The organism is uncultured Tissierella sp. (genome assembly GCF_902479755.1).
Taxonomy (GTDB): Bacteria; Bacillota; Clostridia; order Tissierellales; family Tissierellaceae; genus Tissierella; species Tissierella carlieri.
The window spans coordinates 1-19014 of the sequence record NZ_CABSQO010000026.1 but is presented as its reverse complement, the minus strand read 5'-3'; the positions used below and the strand labels follow the sequence as shown (position 1 = coordinate 19014).

Below are 19014 nucleotides of genomic sequence, written 5' to 3'. Positions count from 1 at the left end.
TATGAGTTATCCCAAAATGACAGTTAATTTAGAAACTATAAAAAATAATGTAAGATCTGTAGTTGGATTATGTAACAGCCAAGGTATAAAAGTTGCAGGAGTAACAAAGGTTTTCTGTGGTAATCCTAGAATTGCTAAAGCATATATTGAAGGTGGAGTATCTTATCTAGCAGATTCTAGGATTGAAAATCTTATAAGATTAAAAGAACTAGACATACCAAAAATAATGTTAAGATTACCTATGAAATCCGAAGCAGAAAAAATAGTAGAGTATGCAGACATATCCCTTAACTCAGAATTAGATACTATTACTTCCTTATCAGAAAAAGCTTTGGAGAAAGGGAAGATTCATAAAATCATTTTAATGGTAGATTTAGGAGACTTAAGAGAAGGATATTATGATGAAAAATCTCTATTTAATTCTATAGAAAAGATGATAGAATTGAAAGGTGTTAAAATTATAGGTCTAGGTACTAATCTAACATGCTATGGTGGAGTAATACCAACTAAAGAGATTTTAAATAGATTAGCTAAATTAGAGAAACAAATAGAAGAAAAATATAATATAGAATTAGAAATCTTATCTGGAGGAAATTCAAGTACAGTTCATTTGCTACCAGATAACAAAATTGATAGATTAAATAATTTAAGACTAGGTGAATCTTTAATACTTGGAACTGAATCAGCCTATGGAGAACAGATAGAAGGTACAAAAAATGATGCGTTTACCCTTCAAGTGGAGATTATTGAAGTAAAAGAAAAACCTTCGTTGCCTACTGGAAAGATAGGAAGAGATGCCTTTGGAAATATACCAACTTTTATAGATAGGGGAGTTCGCAGAAGAATTCTTTGTGCTGTAGGAAAACAAGACGTTGACTTTGAAGCTCTTTATCCATTAGACGAAGGGATAATTATCCTTGGTGGTAGTTCGGATCATCTTATACTAGATGGATCAGATAGTGAGGTAGATTATAAAGTAGGAGATATTATAGAATTTAGAATGTCTTATGTTGGTATACTGAGAGGTATGACTTCCGAATATGTTGAAAAAGAGATAATTGAATAATTAAAAGAATAGAAATAAAAAGTCTTGAAAAAGTAATATTTTTTAAGACTTTTATTTTTATTTAAGTAATACTTAAATAAAAATAAAAAATATTGAAAAAATTCTAAAAAAAAGAAGGAATTTTTAAATTTTTGTCGAATATTATATATAATGTCAATAGAATAAACACATGTCAGCATAGTGGACAAAATTAAGGAGGAATAAAATGAAAGATAATTATTCATCAATTGATAAGGCTTTCCTAATTTTAGAAAATTTAGCCGTACCACCTTACGAAAAAACTGCTTTAGAAATAAGCGAAGAATTGAAAATACATAGAAGTACAGTACATAGGATACTTAATATTCTAATAGAAAATAAAATGGTTCATCAAAGTCCAAGTTCTAAAAAATATTCTATTGGACCGGGATCATATCATATAGGGGCTGCCTATTTATATAATCACACTAGTATGGAACAAATAAGGATAATATTGGAGGAGTTAGCTAAAGAAATAAAGCAATCAATAGGGTACGCAATTCTATTAGAAGATAGGATATTAAGTTTGTTCGAATTGGAAAGCTATCAACCTATTCAGATAGGATTTAAAGTGGGAACTTATTATCCAATACATTGTGGAGCTTATGGTAAATGTATTATGGCATATTATGAGCCCTATGATAGATTAGAGGAAATAGTTTATTCAAGCAATCTAGAAAAAAAAGGTCCAAATACTATTACTGATCCAAAACAATTATTACAAGAATATTCAAGTATAAGACAGCAAGGTTTCGCAATAAGTGATGAAGAAAATATGAAAGGCCTTGTAGGTATAGGAGTTCCAGTTAAGAATTTTAATAATAAAGTTACAGCATGCATAGCTGTAAAATATATTAAAGGTAATATTGTTGATGCGGAAAGAGATACGATTTTACGAAAATTAATGCATTATGCAGACAGAATTAGCAAATTAAATTTATAAGGGAGGGAAAATTATACTATCTTGACTGCATCTTAGTAAAAAAATTGTGATAAAAAATAGGAGGGATTTTCATGGTAGAAAGTGTAAAAAAGAAAAAATTTAAAGTACCACATACCTATGTAATTCTTTTTTCAGTTATTATCATCATGTCAATATTGACTTATGTAATCCCAGCTGGAGAATTTGACAGAGTAAAGGATGAGGCTACAGGAAGAACCTTGGTGAGTCCAGATTCATTTCATAATGTTGAACAAAATCCTATAAAACCTTTTGCATTAGTTCAGGCTGTGCCAAGAGGAATGGAAGATGCAGCACAAATAATTTTTTTCATATTCATTGTAGGTGGAGCATTTCAAATTATTACAGCAACTGGAACTATTGAGGCGGGTATAGGGAGATTAGCAAAAAGATTGAATGGTAAAGAGAATTTAATGATTCCAATATTTATGGTGATATTTGGCATTGGTGGAGCAACCTTTGGTATGGCTGAGGAAACTATAGTATTCGTACCTATAGGTATAGCTTTAGCTAGGGCCTTGGGATTTGATGCAATTACTGGAACAGCAATGATAACCTTAGGAGCTGCTTGTGGATTTAATTCAGGATTTATGAATCCTTTTAGTGTAGGTGTAGCTCAAGGTATTGCTGAATTACCTTTGTTTTCTGGAATCATTATGAGAATAATTATATTTGTGGTATTACTAATAATTACTGCTATTTATATAATTCGATATGCAGAAAAAGTTAAGAAGGATTCATCTAAAAGTGTAGTTGCAGAATTGGAGTTAGAAGAAAGAGGTAAAATAATAGATTTAAATAATGTCCCTACAATGAGAGTTCATCATAACATTATATTATTGACAGTTATTGCAGGATTTGCCGTAATAATTACTGGGGTATTTAAATTTGATTGGTATATCTTAGAAATTGGTTCTACATTTTTAGCAATGGGTGTTATAAGTGGACTAATTGGTGGATTAGGACCTAGTAAAATTGCTCAAGAATTTGTCGTAGGTGCAAAATCTATTGCATTTGGAGCACTAGTTGTAGGGGTAGCTCGTGGCATCTTAATAGTTATGAAAGATGGTTTAATAATAGATAGTATTGTATACGGTTTAGCTAAAGCAATTCAAATATTACCTAAGTCTATATCGGTTATTGGAATGTATATAGTTCAAGTAATAATTAACTTCTTCATTCCATCTGGTAGTGGTCAAGCTGCTGCAACTATGCCGATTATGGTTCCATTATCAGATTTATTAGGAATTACAAGACAGACAGCAGTTATGGCATTCCAATTTGGTGATGGATTTACCAATTCTATTATTCCTACTTCTGCAGCACTAATGGGATATTTATCTATGGGTAATATTCCTTATGAAAAATGGTTTAAGTTCATATGGCCTTTAATGTTAATCTGGATTGGAACTGGCATGGCGTTCTTAGTAATAGCTAATGCAATATCTTATGGGCCATTTTAACATAAAGATTGGAGGGGACTACATTGATAGATTATAAGAATTTTTTTTCTGAGGAAGAGTTAATAAAACTGACTCAGGAATTGGTAAGAATACCTAGCCATAAAGATGCGGAGAATCGTGAGAAGGAAGTTGCAGAATATATTTATAAATTTAGTAAAGAAAATGGCTTAGAAGTAGAATATCAGGAAGTAGACGGACTTAGGAAAAATGTTATAGTGAATCTAAAAGGCGAAGGAACTGGTAAAACCCTTATGTTCAATGGACATATGGATACTGTGCCTCCTTATAATATGATAATAGATCCCTATGGTGGAGAAGTTAAAGATGGCTTTATATGGGGAAGAGGAACTTCAGACATGAAGGGACCTATAGCTTCTATGTTAATAGCTATGCTTGCTATTAAGAGATCTCATAAATCTATGAAGGGCAATATTATTTTCACTGGTGTATTGGGTGAAGAAGAACAAAGTGAAGGTACTGAAGCCCTAGTAAAATCAAATATCAAGGCAGATGGTGCTATTGTAGGTGAACCATCTAATTATGAATATGCCATAGGACATAGAGGATTGGAATGGATAGAAATAAAAGTTAAAGGTAAGGCGGCACATGGTGGAGTTCCACATTTGGGAATTAATGCGATTTCTAAGACAGCAAAACTGATTCTAAGGATTGAAGAAAGGTTAATGCCTAAATTAGCAGAAAGAGATAATGAATATATGGGACCTTCAGTTATGAACTTTGGGAGAATTGAAGGAGGAAGTCAACCAAGTACAGTAGCAGATTGGTGTTCTATCAAGATTGATAGGCGATATATTCCAGGAGAAAGTGTAGATTCTGTATTTAAAGAGCTTGAAGATATAGTTTTGGAACTAAAAGAAGAGGATAGAGAATTTGATGCAGAGATAATAAGAATGGATAATAATTTCTTAACATTAGATCATCTCTATTTGATGACAGATCCTGAGGACCCTATAGTCGTTGCAACTAAAAATGCTTTGATCCAAGTAAGTGGCGAAAAACCCAATTTGACAAGAAGAAGAGGCTGGACAGATGCAGCACTACTATCAAACTTTGGCAATATTCCAACAGTAGTTACAGGACCCGGAGATATTTCTTATTCTCATACTAAGGATGAAAGAATTCCTATAAAGCATTTGATAGACTATGTAGAGATTTATTGTAGAATAGCTGAAGAATTTTGTCAAATCCAATGATTTATAAATATTATAGGCAGAATAAAATTTCTGCCTATAATATATAGGAGGTTAATTCCATGATTAAAGATAGAATAAAAGGAAACTATCTAAGAAAAAAAATAATTAGTTCTGAAGAAGCTTCACTGCTTATTAAAGATGGGATGATCATAGGAACCAGTGGATTTACACCTTCAGGTTATCCGAAAGAAATTCCTTTAGCATTAGTTAAGAGACTAGATGAAAGTAAGGAAAGAATTTCTATAACCTTAATTACAGGAGCTTCAGTGGGAGATGAGATAGATGGAGAATTTGCTAAAAGAGGTATTATTAGTAAGAGGATACCATATCAGACTAATGATTGCTGTAGAAATAGTATAAATAATGGAGAAATTAGTTTTGTTGATATTCATCTAAGTCATTTATCCCAATATATAAATTATGGCTTTTTAGGTAAAATTGATTTGGGGATCATTGAAGCCGTTGAAATTTCAGAAGAAGGATATATTATTCCATCTACTTCAGTTGGTATTACCCCAACAATAATTGAAAAAGCAGAAAAATTAATAATAGAAATAAATACTAGTCAGCCAAGAGAGTTAAGAGGAATTCATGATATATATCAAACAAAAAATCCACCATATAGAGAGCCAATACCCATAGTGAAAGCTTCTGATAGAATTGGAGAAAATTTTATACCTATAGATTTAAATAAGGTGGCAGCTATAGTCATAACTGATAAAAGAGATGATGTTAGGCCCTTTGCATCTATTAATCAAAATAATATAAAAATGTCAGGATATCTAATAGATTTTTTAGAGGAAGAAATTAAAAGAGGAAGGATACCTAAAGAACTACTACCTTTTCAATCTGGAGTAGGATCCGTAGCTAATGCAGTTTTAGGAGGATTTAAGAATTCAAACTTAAAAAGTTTAAATTTCTATACAGAAGTAATACAAGACTCCATGTTGGAATTAATAGATTATGACAAGGTTAATATTGTTTCTGGCACTGCTATAACCCCATCTCCTGAGGGGTTAGAAAAATTCTATAAAAACTTAGATAAATATAGGAAAAAGATAGTTTTGAGACCACAGGAGATAAGCAATAATCCTGAAATAATTAGAAGATTGGGAGTTATTGCTTTAAATACAGCTATTGAGGTAGATATTTATGGTAATGTAAATTCTACACATATATTGGGGAGAAAGATGATGAATGGAATAGGTGGTTCTGGAGATTTTGCTAGAAATTCTTATATTTCTATTTTTTTCACTGAATCCACCGCAAAAAATGGTAATGTTTCTTCCATTGTACCCTGTGTTTCTCATGTAGATCATACTGAACATGATGTAGATATAATAATAACAGAAGAAGGAGTGGCAGATTTAAGAGGATTATCGCCTAAAGAAAGGGCTTTAACAATAATAAAAAATTGTAGCAATAAATATTACAAGCCAATGCTTATGGATTATTATAAAACGATAACAAAGATCAATGCTTCTCATACCCCTAAAATACTAAAAGAAGTTTTTTCTTGGCATGAAAAATTTGAGAAAAACGGGACTATGAGAATTTAAAATCGCTAAGCCATGAGGAGGAAAGAATATGTATGATTTAATTATAAAAAATGGCACTTTAGTAGATTTTGACAAAAATAAGTTAACGGTTAAAGATATTGGAATTAAAGATAATAAAATTGCATCTATAGATAGTAGTCTCAATAGCGGAAGAAAAATAATAGATGCAAAGGATAAAATCGTATCTCCAGGGTTTATTGATATTCATATGCATGAGGAAAAAATTATAGATGGTGAAGATGAGGAAATTTACGATATAGCATATAAAATGCTTAAAATGGGTGTTACAACCTGTGTTGGAGGAAATTGTGGAAATAATAGACAAAGTATTGATGAGTTTTTTAACTTTATAGACAGTAATGGAGCTCCCATAAATTACATGATCTTTGCTGGTCACAATTATTATAGAAATAAACTTGGCATAGATAGATATAAGGAAGCAACTAAAGAACAAATAGAAAAAATGATAGATTTAATAAAAGAGGATATAGGAAAAAATGGTGCTGTAGGATTATCCTTTGGTATAGAATATTCTCCAGGAATATCCTTGGAAGAGATTCTAGAAATCTGTAATTCTATAAAAGAATATGATATTTTGATATCAGCACACTATAGAGCCGATGCTAAAAAAGGAATAGACTCTATAAAAGAGTTGATAATGATTTCTCAAGCCACGGGATTGCCTATGCAGATATCTCATCTCGGGAGCTGTACTGCTATGGGACAGATGAGAGAATCTTTAGATATCATAAAAGAAGCCATAGATAGAGGAATAGATGTAAGGGCAGATTGTTATCCCTATGATGCCTTTAGTACTTTTATAGGGAGTTCAGTTTTTGATGATGGGTGTTTTGACAATTGGAACAAAAGCTATGACTCCATATTGTTAACGGAAGAACCCTATAAAAATATCAGGTGTACAGAAGAAATATTTTATAAAGTAAGAAAAGAATATCCGAATATGTTGGCAGTAGCTTTTGTAATGAATGAAGATGAAGTTATTGAATCCTTGAAAGAATCTTTTGTCTATGTAGCTAGTGATGGTCTACTGAATAAAGGACAAGGACATCCTAGAGCGGCTGGTACTTTTCCTAGAATAATTGGAAGATATGTTAGGGATGGCAATAGGTTAGAGCTGATAGATCAATTGAAAAAGATGACTAAACTACCCGCTGAAAGACTAAAACTAGCACATAAAGGTGAGATAAAAGTAGGAATGGATGGAGATATTGTCATTTTTGACTATGATAAAATAATAGATTGTGCAACTTTTGATAATCCAACAGCATCTCCTTTAGGAATAGAGTATGTTATAATAAATGGCGAAATAGCTTTACAAAATAATGAGATATTACAAAATAGGCTAGGGAAAGTGATTAGGAGATTTTAAATATAAAATTAGGTGGGATTAATATGATAGAGAGAATTAATAGTATTACTTACGGTATATTAGATGATTTAAAGAAATTGAATGAATATATTTACAATAACCCAGAATTAGGATATGAGGAGTTTAAATCTTCAAAGGCTCATATCAATCTTTTAAGAGAATATGGATTTCAGATAGAGGAAGAATATCTTGAAATAAAAACTGCATTTAAGGCTAGATATGAAAGCAATAAAGAAGGTCCTACAATATGTTATTTATCTGAATATGATGCTTTGCCGGGAATCGGGCATGGATGTGGTCATAATTTACTTGGAACTACTAATACAGGGGCAGCTATAGTTTTAAGGCATTTATTAGATGAAATAGGAGGAAAGGTTATAGTTTTTGGAACTCCTGCAGAAGAAACCAGCGGAGCAAAGGTTACAATGGTAGAAAAAGGAGCATTTAAGGATATAGATATAGCTATGCTAGCTCATCCAGCACCTGTATATAATAAAAGTGGGACATCTTTAGCTTTGGAACCAATACAATTTAGCTTCAAAGGTAAAGCTTCACATGCTGCCTCAGATCCAGAAAAAGGTATTAATGCATTAGATGCCGTAATAATGACTTTTAATAGTATAAATGCTCTGAGGGAGCATATATTGCCCTCTGCTAGAATTCATGGAGTGATAACTGAAGGTGGTAAAGCGGCAAATATAGTTCCAGACTTAGCTATTGCTCAATTCTATGTAAGAACTGCAACGAAAGCTTACTTACAAGAATTAGCGGAAAAAGTTAAGAACTGTGCTAGAGGTGCCGCATTAGCTACAGGAACTACTTTGGAAATATCTAATTATGAATTTATATATGATGATTTAGTAACCAATGAAAGTTTATCAAATGTATTTAGCGAAAATTTAAGGATTCAGGGGATAGAAAATCCTGATAATATAAAACTGTCTTTTGGTTCTTTGGATATGGGAAATGTAAGCCATGTGTGTCCAGCTATTCATCCATACTTTGGCATATATGGTGATGAAAGTATTGCTGCCCATACTGAAGAATTTAGAGATGCCACTTTAACTGACAAAGCTTATGAGAATATGATTATTACAATTAATGCATTAGTAAAAACTGGAGTCCAAGTTATTCAAGAAAAAGATTTACTTGAAAGGATAAAAAAAGAATTTAAGAATTTAAAAAAATGAGAACCGGTAAATCTAGTTTTTATTTTTTTCTATAAATGAGAAACTTCATTGAAAATTAGTTTTTGATGTATACATAAAGGATAAAACATGCCTAGTATGAGGAGTTGTGAAAAGTTATAGTATTAAATATTTATAATTATGGCTATTTTGAGCAAAATAATAAATGTATGAATAGTAAAGGATATTTTATAATAAAAAAATTTTTTTTATAAAATATCCTTTATTTTTTAAAACATGTACAAATGTTAGTATTTTAACACTTTAGAAGTTGGCATGAAATTTGCTTTATATTATTATAGACTTTAATATAATACAAAATCTAAGGAGGCACAGTTAATGTCAAAAGAACCAAAAAAAGATGTAGAAGATATTTTAGAAAAGTCAGAAGGACTGCAACGCTCCATGAAAACACATCAAATAATGATGCTTGGTATTGGAGGAACCATTGGTACTGGATTGTTTCTAGGATCTGGTTATGTACTACAGCAAGCTGGACCAGGTGGTACATTAATAGCATACTTATTTGGCGCAATAATAATGTACCTGATGATGTTTTGCTTGGGCGAATTATTAGTTGAAATGCCTGTTGCAGGAACAGTACAGGCTTATGCAACAGAACTTATTAATCCAAGTATGGGATTTACTGTAGGATGGGTAAAATGGTTATCTTATGCTATTACTATACCATCGCAACTAGTTGCATCATCAATAATTATGAAAAATATTTTTCCTAATGTGAATTCAATGATATGGATAATAGGTTTTACTATACTACTATTTATTATGAATGCAGTACCTAGTGATAAATATGGAAAATCATCTTTTATATTTAGTAGTATAAAATTTATATTAATAGTTGTATTCTTAATATTAGGATTGGGAATGATTACTGGATTAGTAGGGAAAGAAGCAGTTGGATTTAGGAACTTCGTAAATGACGGAGGACTTTTCCCAAATGGTGCAAAAGCTGTAATTATGACAATGATGACAGCAGCATTTGCCTATGGCGGAGCTGATATTTTTGCTGCTGCTGCAAGTGAAAGTGAAAATCCAGAAAAAGATTTACCTCGTGCAATTCATGCTACAATCTGGGGTTTGATAATAGCTTATATTGCATCTTTAGTCGTTTTAATTGCGGTGCTTCCTTGGAGAAGTGCAGACTTGGCTGGAAGTCCCTTTGCTTATGTTTTTAAATTAGCTGGTATCCAATCAGCAGAGTTGATAGTTAACGTTGTTGTATTAACATCAGCACTTTCATCGGCAAATGCGTTTATATATTCAAGTACAAGATCATTATGGTCAATGGGCAATTTTAATCAGGCACCGAAATTTGTCTCAAAGGTTAATAGTAAAAAGGTTCCTATGAATGCATTAATCGTTACAATGCTATTTGCTGTTGCTGCGGTTATATCAAGTATAGTAGCACCTGGAACTGTATATTTATTCTTAACTTCAATAATTGGAATCAGTAATATTTTCATTTATATATTATATGCAGTATGTTTATTCATATTTAGAAAACAATACAAAGAAAAGGGCGGTAATATAGAGAATATAAAATTTAAAACACCATTCTATCCTGTAACGCCTGCACTACTGATAGCATTATGTATAATACTATTCATTGGTATGTTCTTTGATCCTACACAAAAATTAGCTTTAATTCTAGGCATTCCAACTTATGCAGCTTTTTATATAGGATCAACTTTATATAATAAATCCAAGAAACAAGGATTATAAAAATTAGGAGGTAAATTATGAATAAGGAAATTGCAGCAAGAATTGAGCAGATCGCAGTAGAATTAACAAACCAACTTAGTGTAGTTGAAACACCAGGAGAATTAGATTCAGTACAAAAAGTTTATGATATTTTTTCAGAAATGGACTATTATAAAGAAAATCCGGAGCATCTAAGATTTGTAGATGCGGTCAAGGATAAACTTGGCAGAAAATCTGTTTTAGCAATGCTAAAGGGAAAGAAAGGCAATAGTAAAAAAACTGTATTGATGATAGGTCATACAGATACAGTTGGTATCTCTGATTATGGCAGCTTAAAAGAATATGCAAACAAACCATATGAATTAACAGAGAAATTTAAAGAAATAGCATCTACGCTACCAGAGGAAGTTAGACGTGATCTTGAATCAGGAGATTATTTATTTGGTCGAGGACTTTTCGATATGAAAACTGGTGATGCTATTATAATGGCATTGATGGAAGAAATATCAAAGGATATAGAAAACTTTGAAGGTAATTTGATATATGCTGCTGTTTGCGATGAAGAAGGAAACTCAGGCGGTATGTTATCTGTAATACCTGAATTAGTAAAAATACAAGAACAAGAAGGTTTTGAATATCTAGCACTTTTAGATACAGACTATATGACATCTGAGTTTGAAGGTGATGAAAACAAATATGTATATATAGGAACAGTAGGAAAACTAATGCCGTCATTCTATGTAGTAGGTAAAGAAACACATGTTGGTGAATCATTTAAGGGAATAGATCCAAACCAAATAGCTTCTTCTATTACAAATAGAATCAATCTGAATGCAGATTTTTGTGATGTGGCAGAAGGTGAAGTTTCACTTCCTCCAATTACTTTAAAACAAAGAGATTTAAAACCAGAATATTCAGTTCAAATAGCAAAAACAGCTACTTTGTTCTTCAACTATGCAACACATTGCAGCACACCAGATGAAGTACTAGTAAAAATGAAAGGTGCTGCTATAGAAGCTTTTCAATCAACTATTGATAATTTAAATATACAATATGAAAGATTTTGTAAATTAGCAGGAAGAGAATATAAAAAACTGCCATGGCAAGCAAGAGCATTAACTTATGAAGAACTATATACAAAAGTGAAATCAGAGATGGGAAATGAACTTGATGAAAGAATTGCAAAGCTTACAGAAGAAATGTTAAAAGATGAATCCATAGATCAAAGAGATTTTTCATTGAAATTAGTAGAAGAAGTTCACAGTCTATGGTCTGATAGAGAACCAGTTGTTATAGTATACTATACACCACCATACTATCCTCATATTTATGTAGAGGGAAGTGCACCAAAAGAAAAAGCATTGCTAGATGCAGTAGCAGATGCTGTGAGTACAACTGAATCAGATTATAAATTAGTTTATAAGAAATTCTTCCCATACATCTCAGATTTAAGTTATGGTGCAGCACCAAAAGATCCAAAAATCATAGCAGCATTGAAAGATAATATGCCTGGATTTGGAACTAAATATGATTTACCATTAGAAGATATGCAAAAATTAGACTTACCAGTATTAGACATAGGAGCTTTTGGTAAAGATGCTCATAAATTCACGGAAAGAATAGAGAAAAAATATTCTTTTGAAGTAGCACCAGTATTAGTATATAAAACTATTATGAATCTATTAAAAAATAATTAGATAAAGATAAATTGTAGCTGAAAAAGTGAAACCTCACTTAAGGTTGAGGGAAATGGAGAAGGACACTATTAACACAGTGTCCTTCTAGCTGTTTAGGATTTATAATAGAAAAGTTCCATCTGACATGTAAACAAGAAGTTATAAAGATTGCTGTGAATTATAGTAAATTGTAAATACTTACCTATATGAAAATTATAGTAATAGAAGACGATGAAGTAACTTTTGGGAATAGAAATATGGTATAATAATAAGTATAATAACTTTATGAAATAAGCAAGTATTAAAAGTAAGATAAGAAAAGCTTTTGAAAGAATTGAAACATAAATTAAAGCTCATATGAAAACTTCAAAAAGATATAAGTTTTATATCTAACAAGAATATTGAGGAAGAATCAGTAAAATAATTTCTTATTTTTAGAATTAAAAATAAATCATCTTAAATCGTATAGATATTGCTGAATCATTATATGCTAACTTTTACAAATTGACTAATTCAGTTAACTGCTATAGTATAATATTATATATAACTAAAATTAATTAGGTGATAATATGGATTTATTTACTTTAAGTATGGAAGAAAAATTGAAGAGAAATGCACCTTTAGCTGATAGAATGAGACCTGAGAAAATAGATGAATTTGTAGGACAAGAGCATATCTTAGGAGAGGGTAAATTTTTAAATAGAGCAATAAAGGCAGATAGAATTACTTCGATGATATTTTTCGGACCTCCTGGAACTGGTAAAACTACTCTAGCTATGATAATAGCTAATAGTACAAATATGATATTTGAAAAATTATCTGCTGTAACATCGGGAGTAAAGGATATTAGAGAAGTAATGGATAGAGCAGAAGAAAATTTAAAGCTATATAATAAAAGGACTATTCTTTTTGTAGATGAGATACATAGATTTAACAAATCTCAGCAAGATGCATTACTTCCCTTTGTAGAGAGAGGAATAATTATTTTAATAGGGGCTACTACAGAAAATCCTTATTTTGAGGTAAATAAAGCTTTATTATCTAGAGTCATGATTTTAAAGTTAGAATCATTGACTAGAGATAACTTAAAGAAACTTATAAATAATGCTTTATTTAATAATGACAAAGGATTAGGAGAATATAAGATAAATATAACGGAGGAAGCAATAGATTATTTAATTACCATAGCAGATGGGGATGGTAGAACTATACTTAACTCTCTTGAAATAGGAGTACTTTCAACACCGAGAGACGAGAGTGGAGTTATAAAAATAGATTTGGATACAATAAAAGAGTCTATTCAAATAAAGACAGCTAGATACGATAAAAATGGTGACGAGCATTATGATACTATTTCCGCATTTATTAAAAGTATGAGAGGTGGAGACGCCGATGCAACTTTGTATTGGCTAGCAAAGATGATTAATGCAGGAGAAGACCCTAAATTTATCGCAAGGCGTATAATCATATGTGCTTCAGAAGATGTAGGAAACGCTGATCCAAATGCATTGAGTATTGCAGTATCAGCTTTCAATGCTGTAAATGTAATAGGTATGCCAGAAGGAAGAATACCACTAGCTCAAGCTGCAGTATATATAGCTACAGCTCCAAAGAGCAATGCAGCCTATGTTGGTATAGATAAGGCTTTAGAAGATATAAGAGCTAAAGAAATAGGTAAAGTTCCAATTCATTTAAGAGATGGTTCTTATCCAGGAGCTAAAAATTTAGGAAATGGTATAGGTTATAAATACCCTCATGATTATGAAGGAGCATTTATTTCGCAAGAATATTTACCTAAAGAACTTCTAGGTAAGAAATATTATGAGCCTACAGAAAATGGATATGAAAAAGAAATAAAGAACAGATTATTAGCTTATGGTAAAGAATTATAATAAATAGAATTATCAGTTATTTTTAAATTTATAAAAAATATTAGTGGGTGATAGTATGTTTGAACAATATGATTCTAAGAATGTAGTTATCGTAAATAACAAAGGCGAAATTATTTATTTTACTATGAATAATTTACCTGTTTATGATTTGATGTTGGAGAATACTATGGGAAGAAAGCTCACCTCTCTTTACAAGAATTTAGATAATAACAATAGTTCCATGATTGCTGCCATAAAAACTGGAAAATCCTTTATTAATTTAAAGCAAGGATTAAAAACTCAAAGAGATAATTTAATATATCAGGTTGGATCCACATATCCACTTATAGAGGATGGTAGGATAATAGGAGCAATTGAATTTGCAGATATTGTAAATGAGGATAATACTAGTATATGCAATAGACTTTATAAGCATGAAATATGCTATAAAGAAAATGGTACATGCTATACAATTGATGATATAATAACCCAAAACCCTAGAATGCTTGAAATTAAAGAAAAGATTCGTAGGGTATCAAAAACAGAGTCTACTGTTTTGATTCAAGGTAATACTGGTACAGGAAAGGAATTAGTAGCACACTCTATTCATAACTGTAGTAATAGAAGATATGGTCCTTTTATCTCTCAGAATTGTGGTGCTATACCAGAAAATTTACTTGAGGGCATTTTATTTGGTACAGCAAAAGGAAGCTTTACATCTGCTGAAGATAAAGAAGGGCTTTTTGAGCTAGCTAAAGGGGGAACCTTATTTTTAGATGAAATAAATTCATTAAGTCCCGTATCACAAGTGAAGCTTTTAAAGGCGATTGAAGAGAAAAGAATTAGGAGAATAGGAGGAACACAAGAAATACCTTTAGATATAAGAATTGTTGTAGCATTAAATGAAAGCCCAGAAAAACTTGTAAAAGAAGGCAGGATGAGAAATGACTTATATTATAGACTCTCAGTGGTTCAAATTATTTTACCTGATTTGATTGCTAGAAAAGATGATATTGAACTTTTATCTAATTATTATATAGAAAGATATAATCAAGAATTAGACTATAATGTAAAACCAATTTCAGAAGAGTTACTTTCTGCATTTGAAGAATATCATTGGCCTGGAAATATTAGAGAACTTCGAAATATAATAGAGGGTAGTTTTAATACTATTATAAGAAATGAGATTACAATAAAAGATGTACCAAGAAGAATTTTTGAAAGTAAAAATATTTCTGCCATAAAAGTTTTAGAGAGTTCTGGTTATGATTTAAAATCATATTTAGAAAATCACGAAAAAGATATTATTTTAGAAGCATATAAAACTCATCAGAATAATTTAAGCTTAACAGCTAAATCCCTAAAAATTTCAAAGCAATTATTAAAATACAAGATAGATAAATATATAAAATGATGTAATATGTCAGTATATGTGAATAATTCACATATAAAACGTAAAAGATATTTTACGGTAAAAGAAATTTTACCATAAAATATCTTTTTTATTTGATAAAAAAGTATCAAAATATACTGAAAATTATTCATATTCATAATTGACGTTATTGATATAAATTTTGCTCTAATAATAGATGTAGGAATTAAAATTATTTTAATGAGGAAACAAAAAAGGAAATCTTCCCATAAAAAACCTTTTTTATTTGATAAAAAAATATCAAAATATACTGAAAATTAACTATATTCATAATTGACTTTATTGGCATGAAATTTGCTATAATATATGGGTATAGAAATTAAATTTATTTTAAGGAGGAAGCAAAGAATGGATTCATTTGTAAACTTTATTGTCAACATCTCTAATTGGATTTGGGGAACGCCAATGCTTGTTATTTTATTTGGTGGCGGATTAATTCTTAGTTTTTCTTTAGGTTTTTTCCAATTTAAGTATTTTGGCTACATTTGTAAAGAAACATTCGGTAAGATGCTTAAAAAGCCTGAAAAAGGTGAAGGTACTGTATCACCTTTCCAAGCTGCTACTGCTGCTTTAGCTTCTACAATAGGTGCATCTAATATTGTTGGTGTACCTGTTGCTATAGCTTTTGGCGGACCCGGTGCAGTTTTTTGGATGTGGCTTACTGCTTTAATAGGTAGTGCCTCAAAATTTAGTGAGATTGTCTTAGGTATCAAGTATAGACAGAAAAATGAACTTGGAGAGTTTGTTGGTGGACCTCAATATTATTTAGATAAGGGGTTAAATATGCCATGGTTAGGTAAATTTTTTGCATTTTTCTTGATGCTTGAAATTGTTCCATCTGTAGCTACTCAAACTGTTTCAGTAGTACAAACAGCTGCGACTCTTAATATTCCAAACTGGGTTTCAGGAGCAGCAGTTGCTATTTTAGTAGGTATTGTTGTTTATGGTGGAATTCAAAGAATAGTTCAAGTTTCAGAAAAATTGGTTCCTTTTATGGCAGGACTTTATTTATTAGGTGCACTAGTGATTACTATTGTAAATATTGGTGAATTACCTTCTATTCTTGTTTTGATATTTAAACATGCATTTACTCCTATGGCTGCTGTTGGTGGATTCGGTGGTGCTGCTATATCACAAGCTATTAGTCGTGGAATTGCAAGAGGTACTTATTCTAACGAAGCTGGTATGGGTACTGCTCCTATAGCTCATGCTGCTGCAGTAACTGATCATCCAGTTCGTCAAGCATTCTGGGGTATATTTGAAATAATAGTTGATACTTTAATGGTTTGTTCTATGACAGCTATGGTTGTTTTAACATCTGGATTATGGAAGACTGTTCCTGCATCAGAAGCGGCTAGTATGCCTGCAAGAGCATTCCAAGCATTGCTGGGATATAATCTTGGTGGTGGAATTGTAACTTTAAGTATTACATTGTTTGTAATTTCAACGATTATAGTTATTGTATTTTATGGTGAAAAACAAGCTGAATATTTATTTGGAACAAAATTTGCCCAAGTAATGAAATTTGTTTACTTAGTAGCTATTTTCTTAGGTGCATATGGTGGTATTGAGTTCCTATATAGTTTCTTAGATATACTGCTAGCATCTATTATCATTCCTAATATGATAGGATTAGTATTGATGAGAAATCAAGTTAAGGAATTGAAGGATGATTTCTTTAACAATCCTGCTTTTTATCCAAAAGCTAAAGCAAAATAGATAGATTACAAGGATTGAATTATCTTCATGATTTTTAGTAAAATATTTTAGGAGGCACATATGAATAGTCAGATTGCAGCAAGAATTGAGCAGATAGCAGTAGAATTAACAAATCAACTTAGTGTAGTTGAAACACCAGGAGAATTAGATTCAGTACAAAAAGTTTATGATATTTTTTCAGAAATGGACTATTATAAAGAAAATCCGGAGCATCTAAGATTTGTAGATGCGGTCAAGGATAAACTTGGCAGAAAATCTGTTTTAGCAATGCTAAAGGGAAAGAAAGGCAATAGTAAAAAAACTGTATTGATGATAGGTCATACAGATACAGTTGGTATCTCTGATTATGGCAGCTTAAAAGAATATGCAAACAAACCATATGAATTAACAGAGAAATTTAAAGAAATAGCATCTACGCTACCAGAGGAAGTTAGACGTGATCTTGAATCAGGAGATTATTTATTTGGTCGAGGACTTTTCGATATGAAAACTGGTGATGCTATTATAATGGCATTGATGGAAGAAATATCAAAGGATATAGAAAACTTTGAAGGTAATTTGATATATGCTGCTGTTTGCGATGAAGAAGGAAACTCAGGCGGTATGTTATCTGTAATACCTGAATTAGTAAAAATACAAGAACAAGAAGGTTTTGAATATCTAGCACTTTTAGATACAGACTATATGACATCTGAGTTTGAAGGTGATGAAAACAAATATGTATATATAGGAACAGTAGGAAAACTAATGCCGTCATTCTATGTAGTAGGTAAAGAAACACATGTTGGTGAATCATTTAAGGGAATAGATCCAAACCAAATAGCTTCTTCTATTACAAATAGAATCAATCTGAATGCAGATTTTTGTGATGTGGCAGAAGGTGAAGTTTCACTTCCTCCAATTACTTTAAAACAAAGAGATTTAAAACCAGAATATTCAGTTCAAATAGCAAAAACAGCTACTTTGTTCTTCAACTATGCAACACATTGCAGCACACCAGATGAAGTACTAGTAAAAATGAAAGGTGCTGCTATAGAAGCTTTTCAATCAACTATTGATAATTTAAATATACAATATGAAAGATTTTGTAAATTAGCAGGAAGAGAATATAAAAAACTGCCATGGCAAGCAAGAGCATTAACTTATGAAGAACTATATACAAAAGTGAAATCAGAGATGGGAAATGAACTTGATGAAAGAATTGCAAAGCTTACAGAAGAAATGTTAAAAGATGAATCCATAGATCAAAGAGATTTTTCATTGAAATTAGTAGAAGAAGTTCACAGTCTATGGTCTGATAGAGAACCAGTTGTTATAGTATACTATACACCACCATACTATCCTCATATTTATGTAGAGGGAAGTGCACCAAAAGAAAAAGCATTGCTAGATGCAGTAGCAGATGCTGTGAGTACAACTGAATCAGATTATAAATTAGTTTATAAGAAATTCTTCCCATACATCTCAGATTTAAGTTATGGTGCAGCACCAAAAGATCCAAAAATCATAGCAGCATTGAAAGATAATATGCCTGGATTTGGAACTAAATATGATTTACCATTAGAAGATATGCAAAAATTAGACTTACCAGTATTAGACATAGGAGCTTTTGGTAAAGATGCTCATAAATTCACGGAAAGAATAGAGAAAAAATATTCTTTTGAAGTAGCACCAGTATTAGTATATAAAACTATTATGAATCTATTAAAAAATAATTAGATAAAGATAAATTGTAG

Annotated in this window: 13 protein-coding genes; all 13 read left to right on the top strand. The window is 31.1% G+C overall.

All coding sequences use genetic code 11. The annotated features are described in order from the left end of the window. The first annotated feature begins 1 nt into the window (after position 1). Positions 2-1066: an ornithine racemase Orr gene (gene orr, locus RDK80_RS13650; RefSeq protein WP_308524571.1), complete on the top strand. Its 1065-nt coding sequence runs from the start codon at positions 2-4 to the stop codon at positions 1064-1066. A 205-nt stretch (positions 1067-1271) separates the two neighbouring features. After that, positions 1272-2027, top strand: coding sequence for an IclR family transcriptional regulator (locus tag RDK80_RS13645; protein WP_308524570.1), 756 nt, complete (start codon positions 1272-1274; stop codon positions 2025-2027). A gap of 71 nt (positions 2028-2098) precedes the next feature. Next, positions 2099-3508, top strand: coding sequence for a TIGR00366 family protein (locus tag RDK80_RS13640; RefSeq protein WP_308524569.1), 1410 nt, complete (start codon positions 2099-2101; stop codon positions 3506-3508). A gap of 23 nt (positions 3509-3531) precedes the next feature. Next, entirely contained in the window at positions 3532-4722 is a 1191-nt protein-coding gene (locus RDK80_RS13635) for a M20 family metallopeptidase (protein WP_308524568.1), read from the top strand. Between the two features lie 59 nt (positions 4723-4781). Further along, a complete protein-coding gene (locus RDK80_RS13630) occupies positions 4782-6281 on the top strand; it encodes a succinate CoA transferase (protein ID WP_308524567.1) in 1500 nt (499 codons plus the stop codon). A 28-nt stretch (positions 6282-6309) separates the two neighbouring features. Beyond that, positions 6310-7671 carry an amidohydrolase family protein gene (locus RDK80_RS13625; RefSeq protein WP_308524566.1) on the top strand — a complete coding sequence of 454 codons (1362 nt, stop codon included), beginning with the start codon at positions 6310-6312 and terminating at the stop codon, positions 7669-7671. A 23-nt stretch (positions 7672-7694) separates the two neighbouring features. Beyond that, positions 7695-8861, top strand: coding sequence for a M20 family metallopeptidase (locus tag RDK80_RS13620; RefSeq protein ID WP_308524565.1), 1167 nt, complete (start codon positions 7695-7697; stop codon positions 8859-8861). Positions 8862-9197: 336 nt separating this feature from the next. Continuing rightward, entirely contained in the window at positions 9198-10601 is a 1404-nt protein-coding gene (locus tag RDK80_RS13615) for an amino acid permease (RefSeq protein ID WP_256311731.1), read from the top strand. 17 nt (positions 10602-10618) lie between these two features. Then, complete coding sequence (locus RDK80_RS13610; RefSeq protein WP_308524564.1) at positions 10619-12277, top strand: M20/M25/M40 family metallo-hydrolase; 1659 nt, start codon at positions 10619-10621, stop codon at positions 12275-12277. Between the two features lie 548 nt (positions 12278-12825). Beyond that, positions 12826-14148 carry a replication-associated recombination protein A gene (locus tag RDK80_RS13605; RefSeq protein ID WP_308524563.1) on the top strand — a complete coding sequence of 441 codons (1323 nt, stop codon included), beginning with the start codon at positions 12826-12828 and terminating at the stop codon, positions 14146-14148. A gap of 55 nt (positions 14149-14203) precedes the next feature. Further along, positions 14204-15541 (top strand): sigma 54-interacting transcriptional regulator, encoded by a 1338-nt coding sequence (locus RDK80_RS13600; RefSeq protein ID WP_308524562.1) that lies wholly within the window; start codon positions 14204-14206, stop codon positions 15539-15541. 366 nt (positions 15542-15907) lie between these two features. Continuing rightward, positions 15908-17278 carry a sodium:alanine symporter family protein gene (locus tag RDK80_RS13595; protein WP_216555327.1) on the top strand — a complete coding sequence of 457 codons (1371 nt, stop codon included), beginning with the start codon at positions 15908-15910 and terminating at the stop codon, positions 17276-17278. Between the two features lie 60 nt (positions 17279-17338). Further along, positions 17339-18997, top strand: coding sequence for a M20/M25/M40 family metallo-hydrolase (locus RDK80_RS13590; RefSeq protein WP_308524561.1), 1659 nt, complete (start codon positions 17339-17341; stop codon positions 18995-18997). The last annotated feature ends 17 nt before the right edge of the window (positions 18998-19014 follow it).

What these genes read in the sequence shown, in the direction of transcription:
- orr (WP_308524571.1), top strand. Translation starts at nt 2, where the DNA reads ATGAGTTATCCCAAAATGACAGTTAATTTAGAAACTATAAAAAATAAT.
- RDK80_RS13645 (WP_308524570.1), top strand. Translation starts at nt 1,272, where the DNA reads ATGAAAGATAATTATTCATCAATTGATAAGGCTTTCCTAATTTTAGAA.
- RDK80_RS13640 (WP_308524569.1), top strand. Translation starts at nt 2,099, where the DNA reads ATGGTAGAAAGTGTAAAAAAGAAAAAATTTAAAGTACCACATACCTAT.
- RDK80_RS13630 (WP_308524567.1), top strand. Translation starts at nt 4,782, where the DNA reads ATGATTAAAGATAGAATAAAAGGAAACTATCTAAGAAAAAAAATAATT.
- RDK80_RS13625 (WP_308524566.1), top strand. Translation starts at nt 6,310, where the DNA reads ATGTATGATTTAATTATAAAAAATGGCACTTTAGTAGATTTTGACAAA.
- RDK80_RS13620 (WP_308524565.1), top strand. Translation starts at nt 7,695, where the DNA reads ATGATAGAGAGAATTAATAGTATTACTTACGGTATATTAGATGATTTA.
- RDK80_RS13615 (WP_256311731.1), top strand. Translation starts at nt 9,198, where the DNA reads ATGTCAAAAGAACCAAAAAAAGATGTAGAAGATATTTTAGAAAAGTCA.
- RDK80_RS13610 (WP_308524564.1), top strand. Translation starts at nt 10,619, where the DNA reads ATGAATAAGGAAATTGCAGCAAGAATTGAGCAGATCGCAGTAGAATTA.
- RDK80_RS13605 (WP_308524563.1), top strand. Translation starts at nt 12,826, where the DNA reads ATGGATTTATTTACTTTAAGTATGGAAGAAAAATTGAAGAGAAATGCA.
- RDK80_RS13600 (WP_308524562.1), top strand. Translation starts at nt 14,204, where the DNA reads ATGTTTGAACAATATGATTCTAAGAATGTAGTTATCGTAAATAACAAA.
- RDK80_RS13595 (WP_216555327.1), top strand. Translation starts at nt 15,908, where the DNA reads ATGGATTCATTTGTAAACTTTATTGTCAACATCTCTAATTGGATTTGG.
- RDK80_RS13590 (WP_308524561.1), top strand. Translation starts at nt 17,339, where the DNA reads ATGAATAGTCAGATTGCAGCAAGAATTGAGCAGATAGCAGTAGAATTA.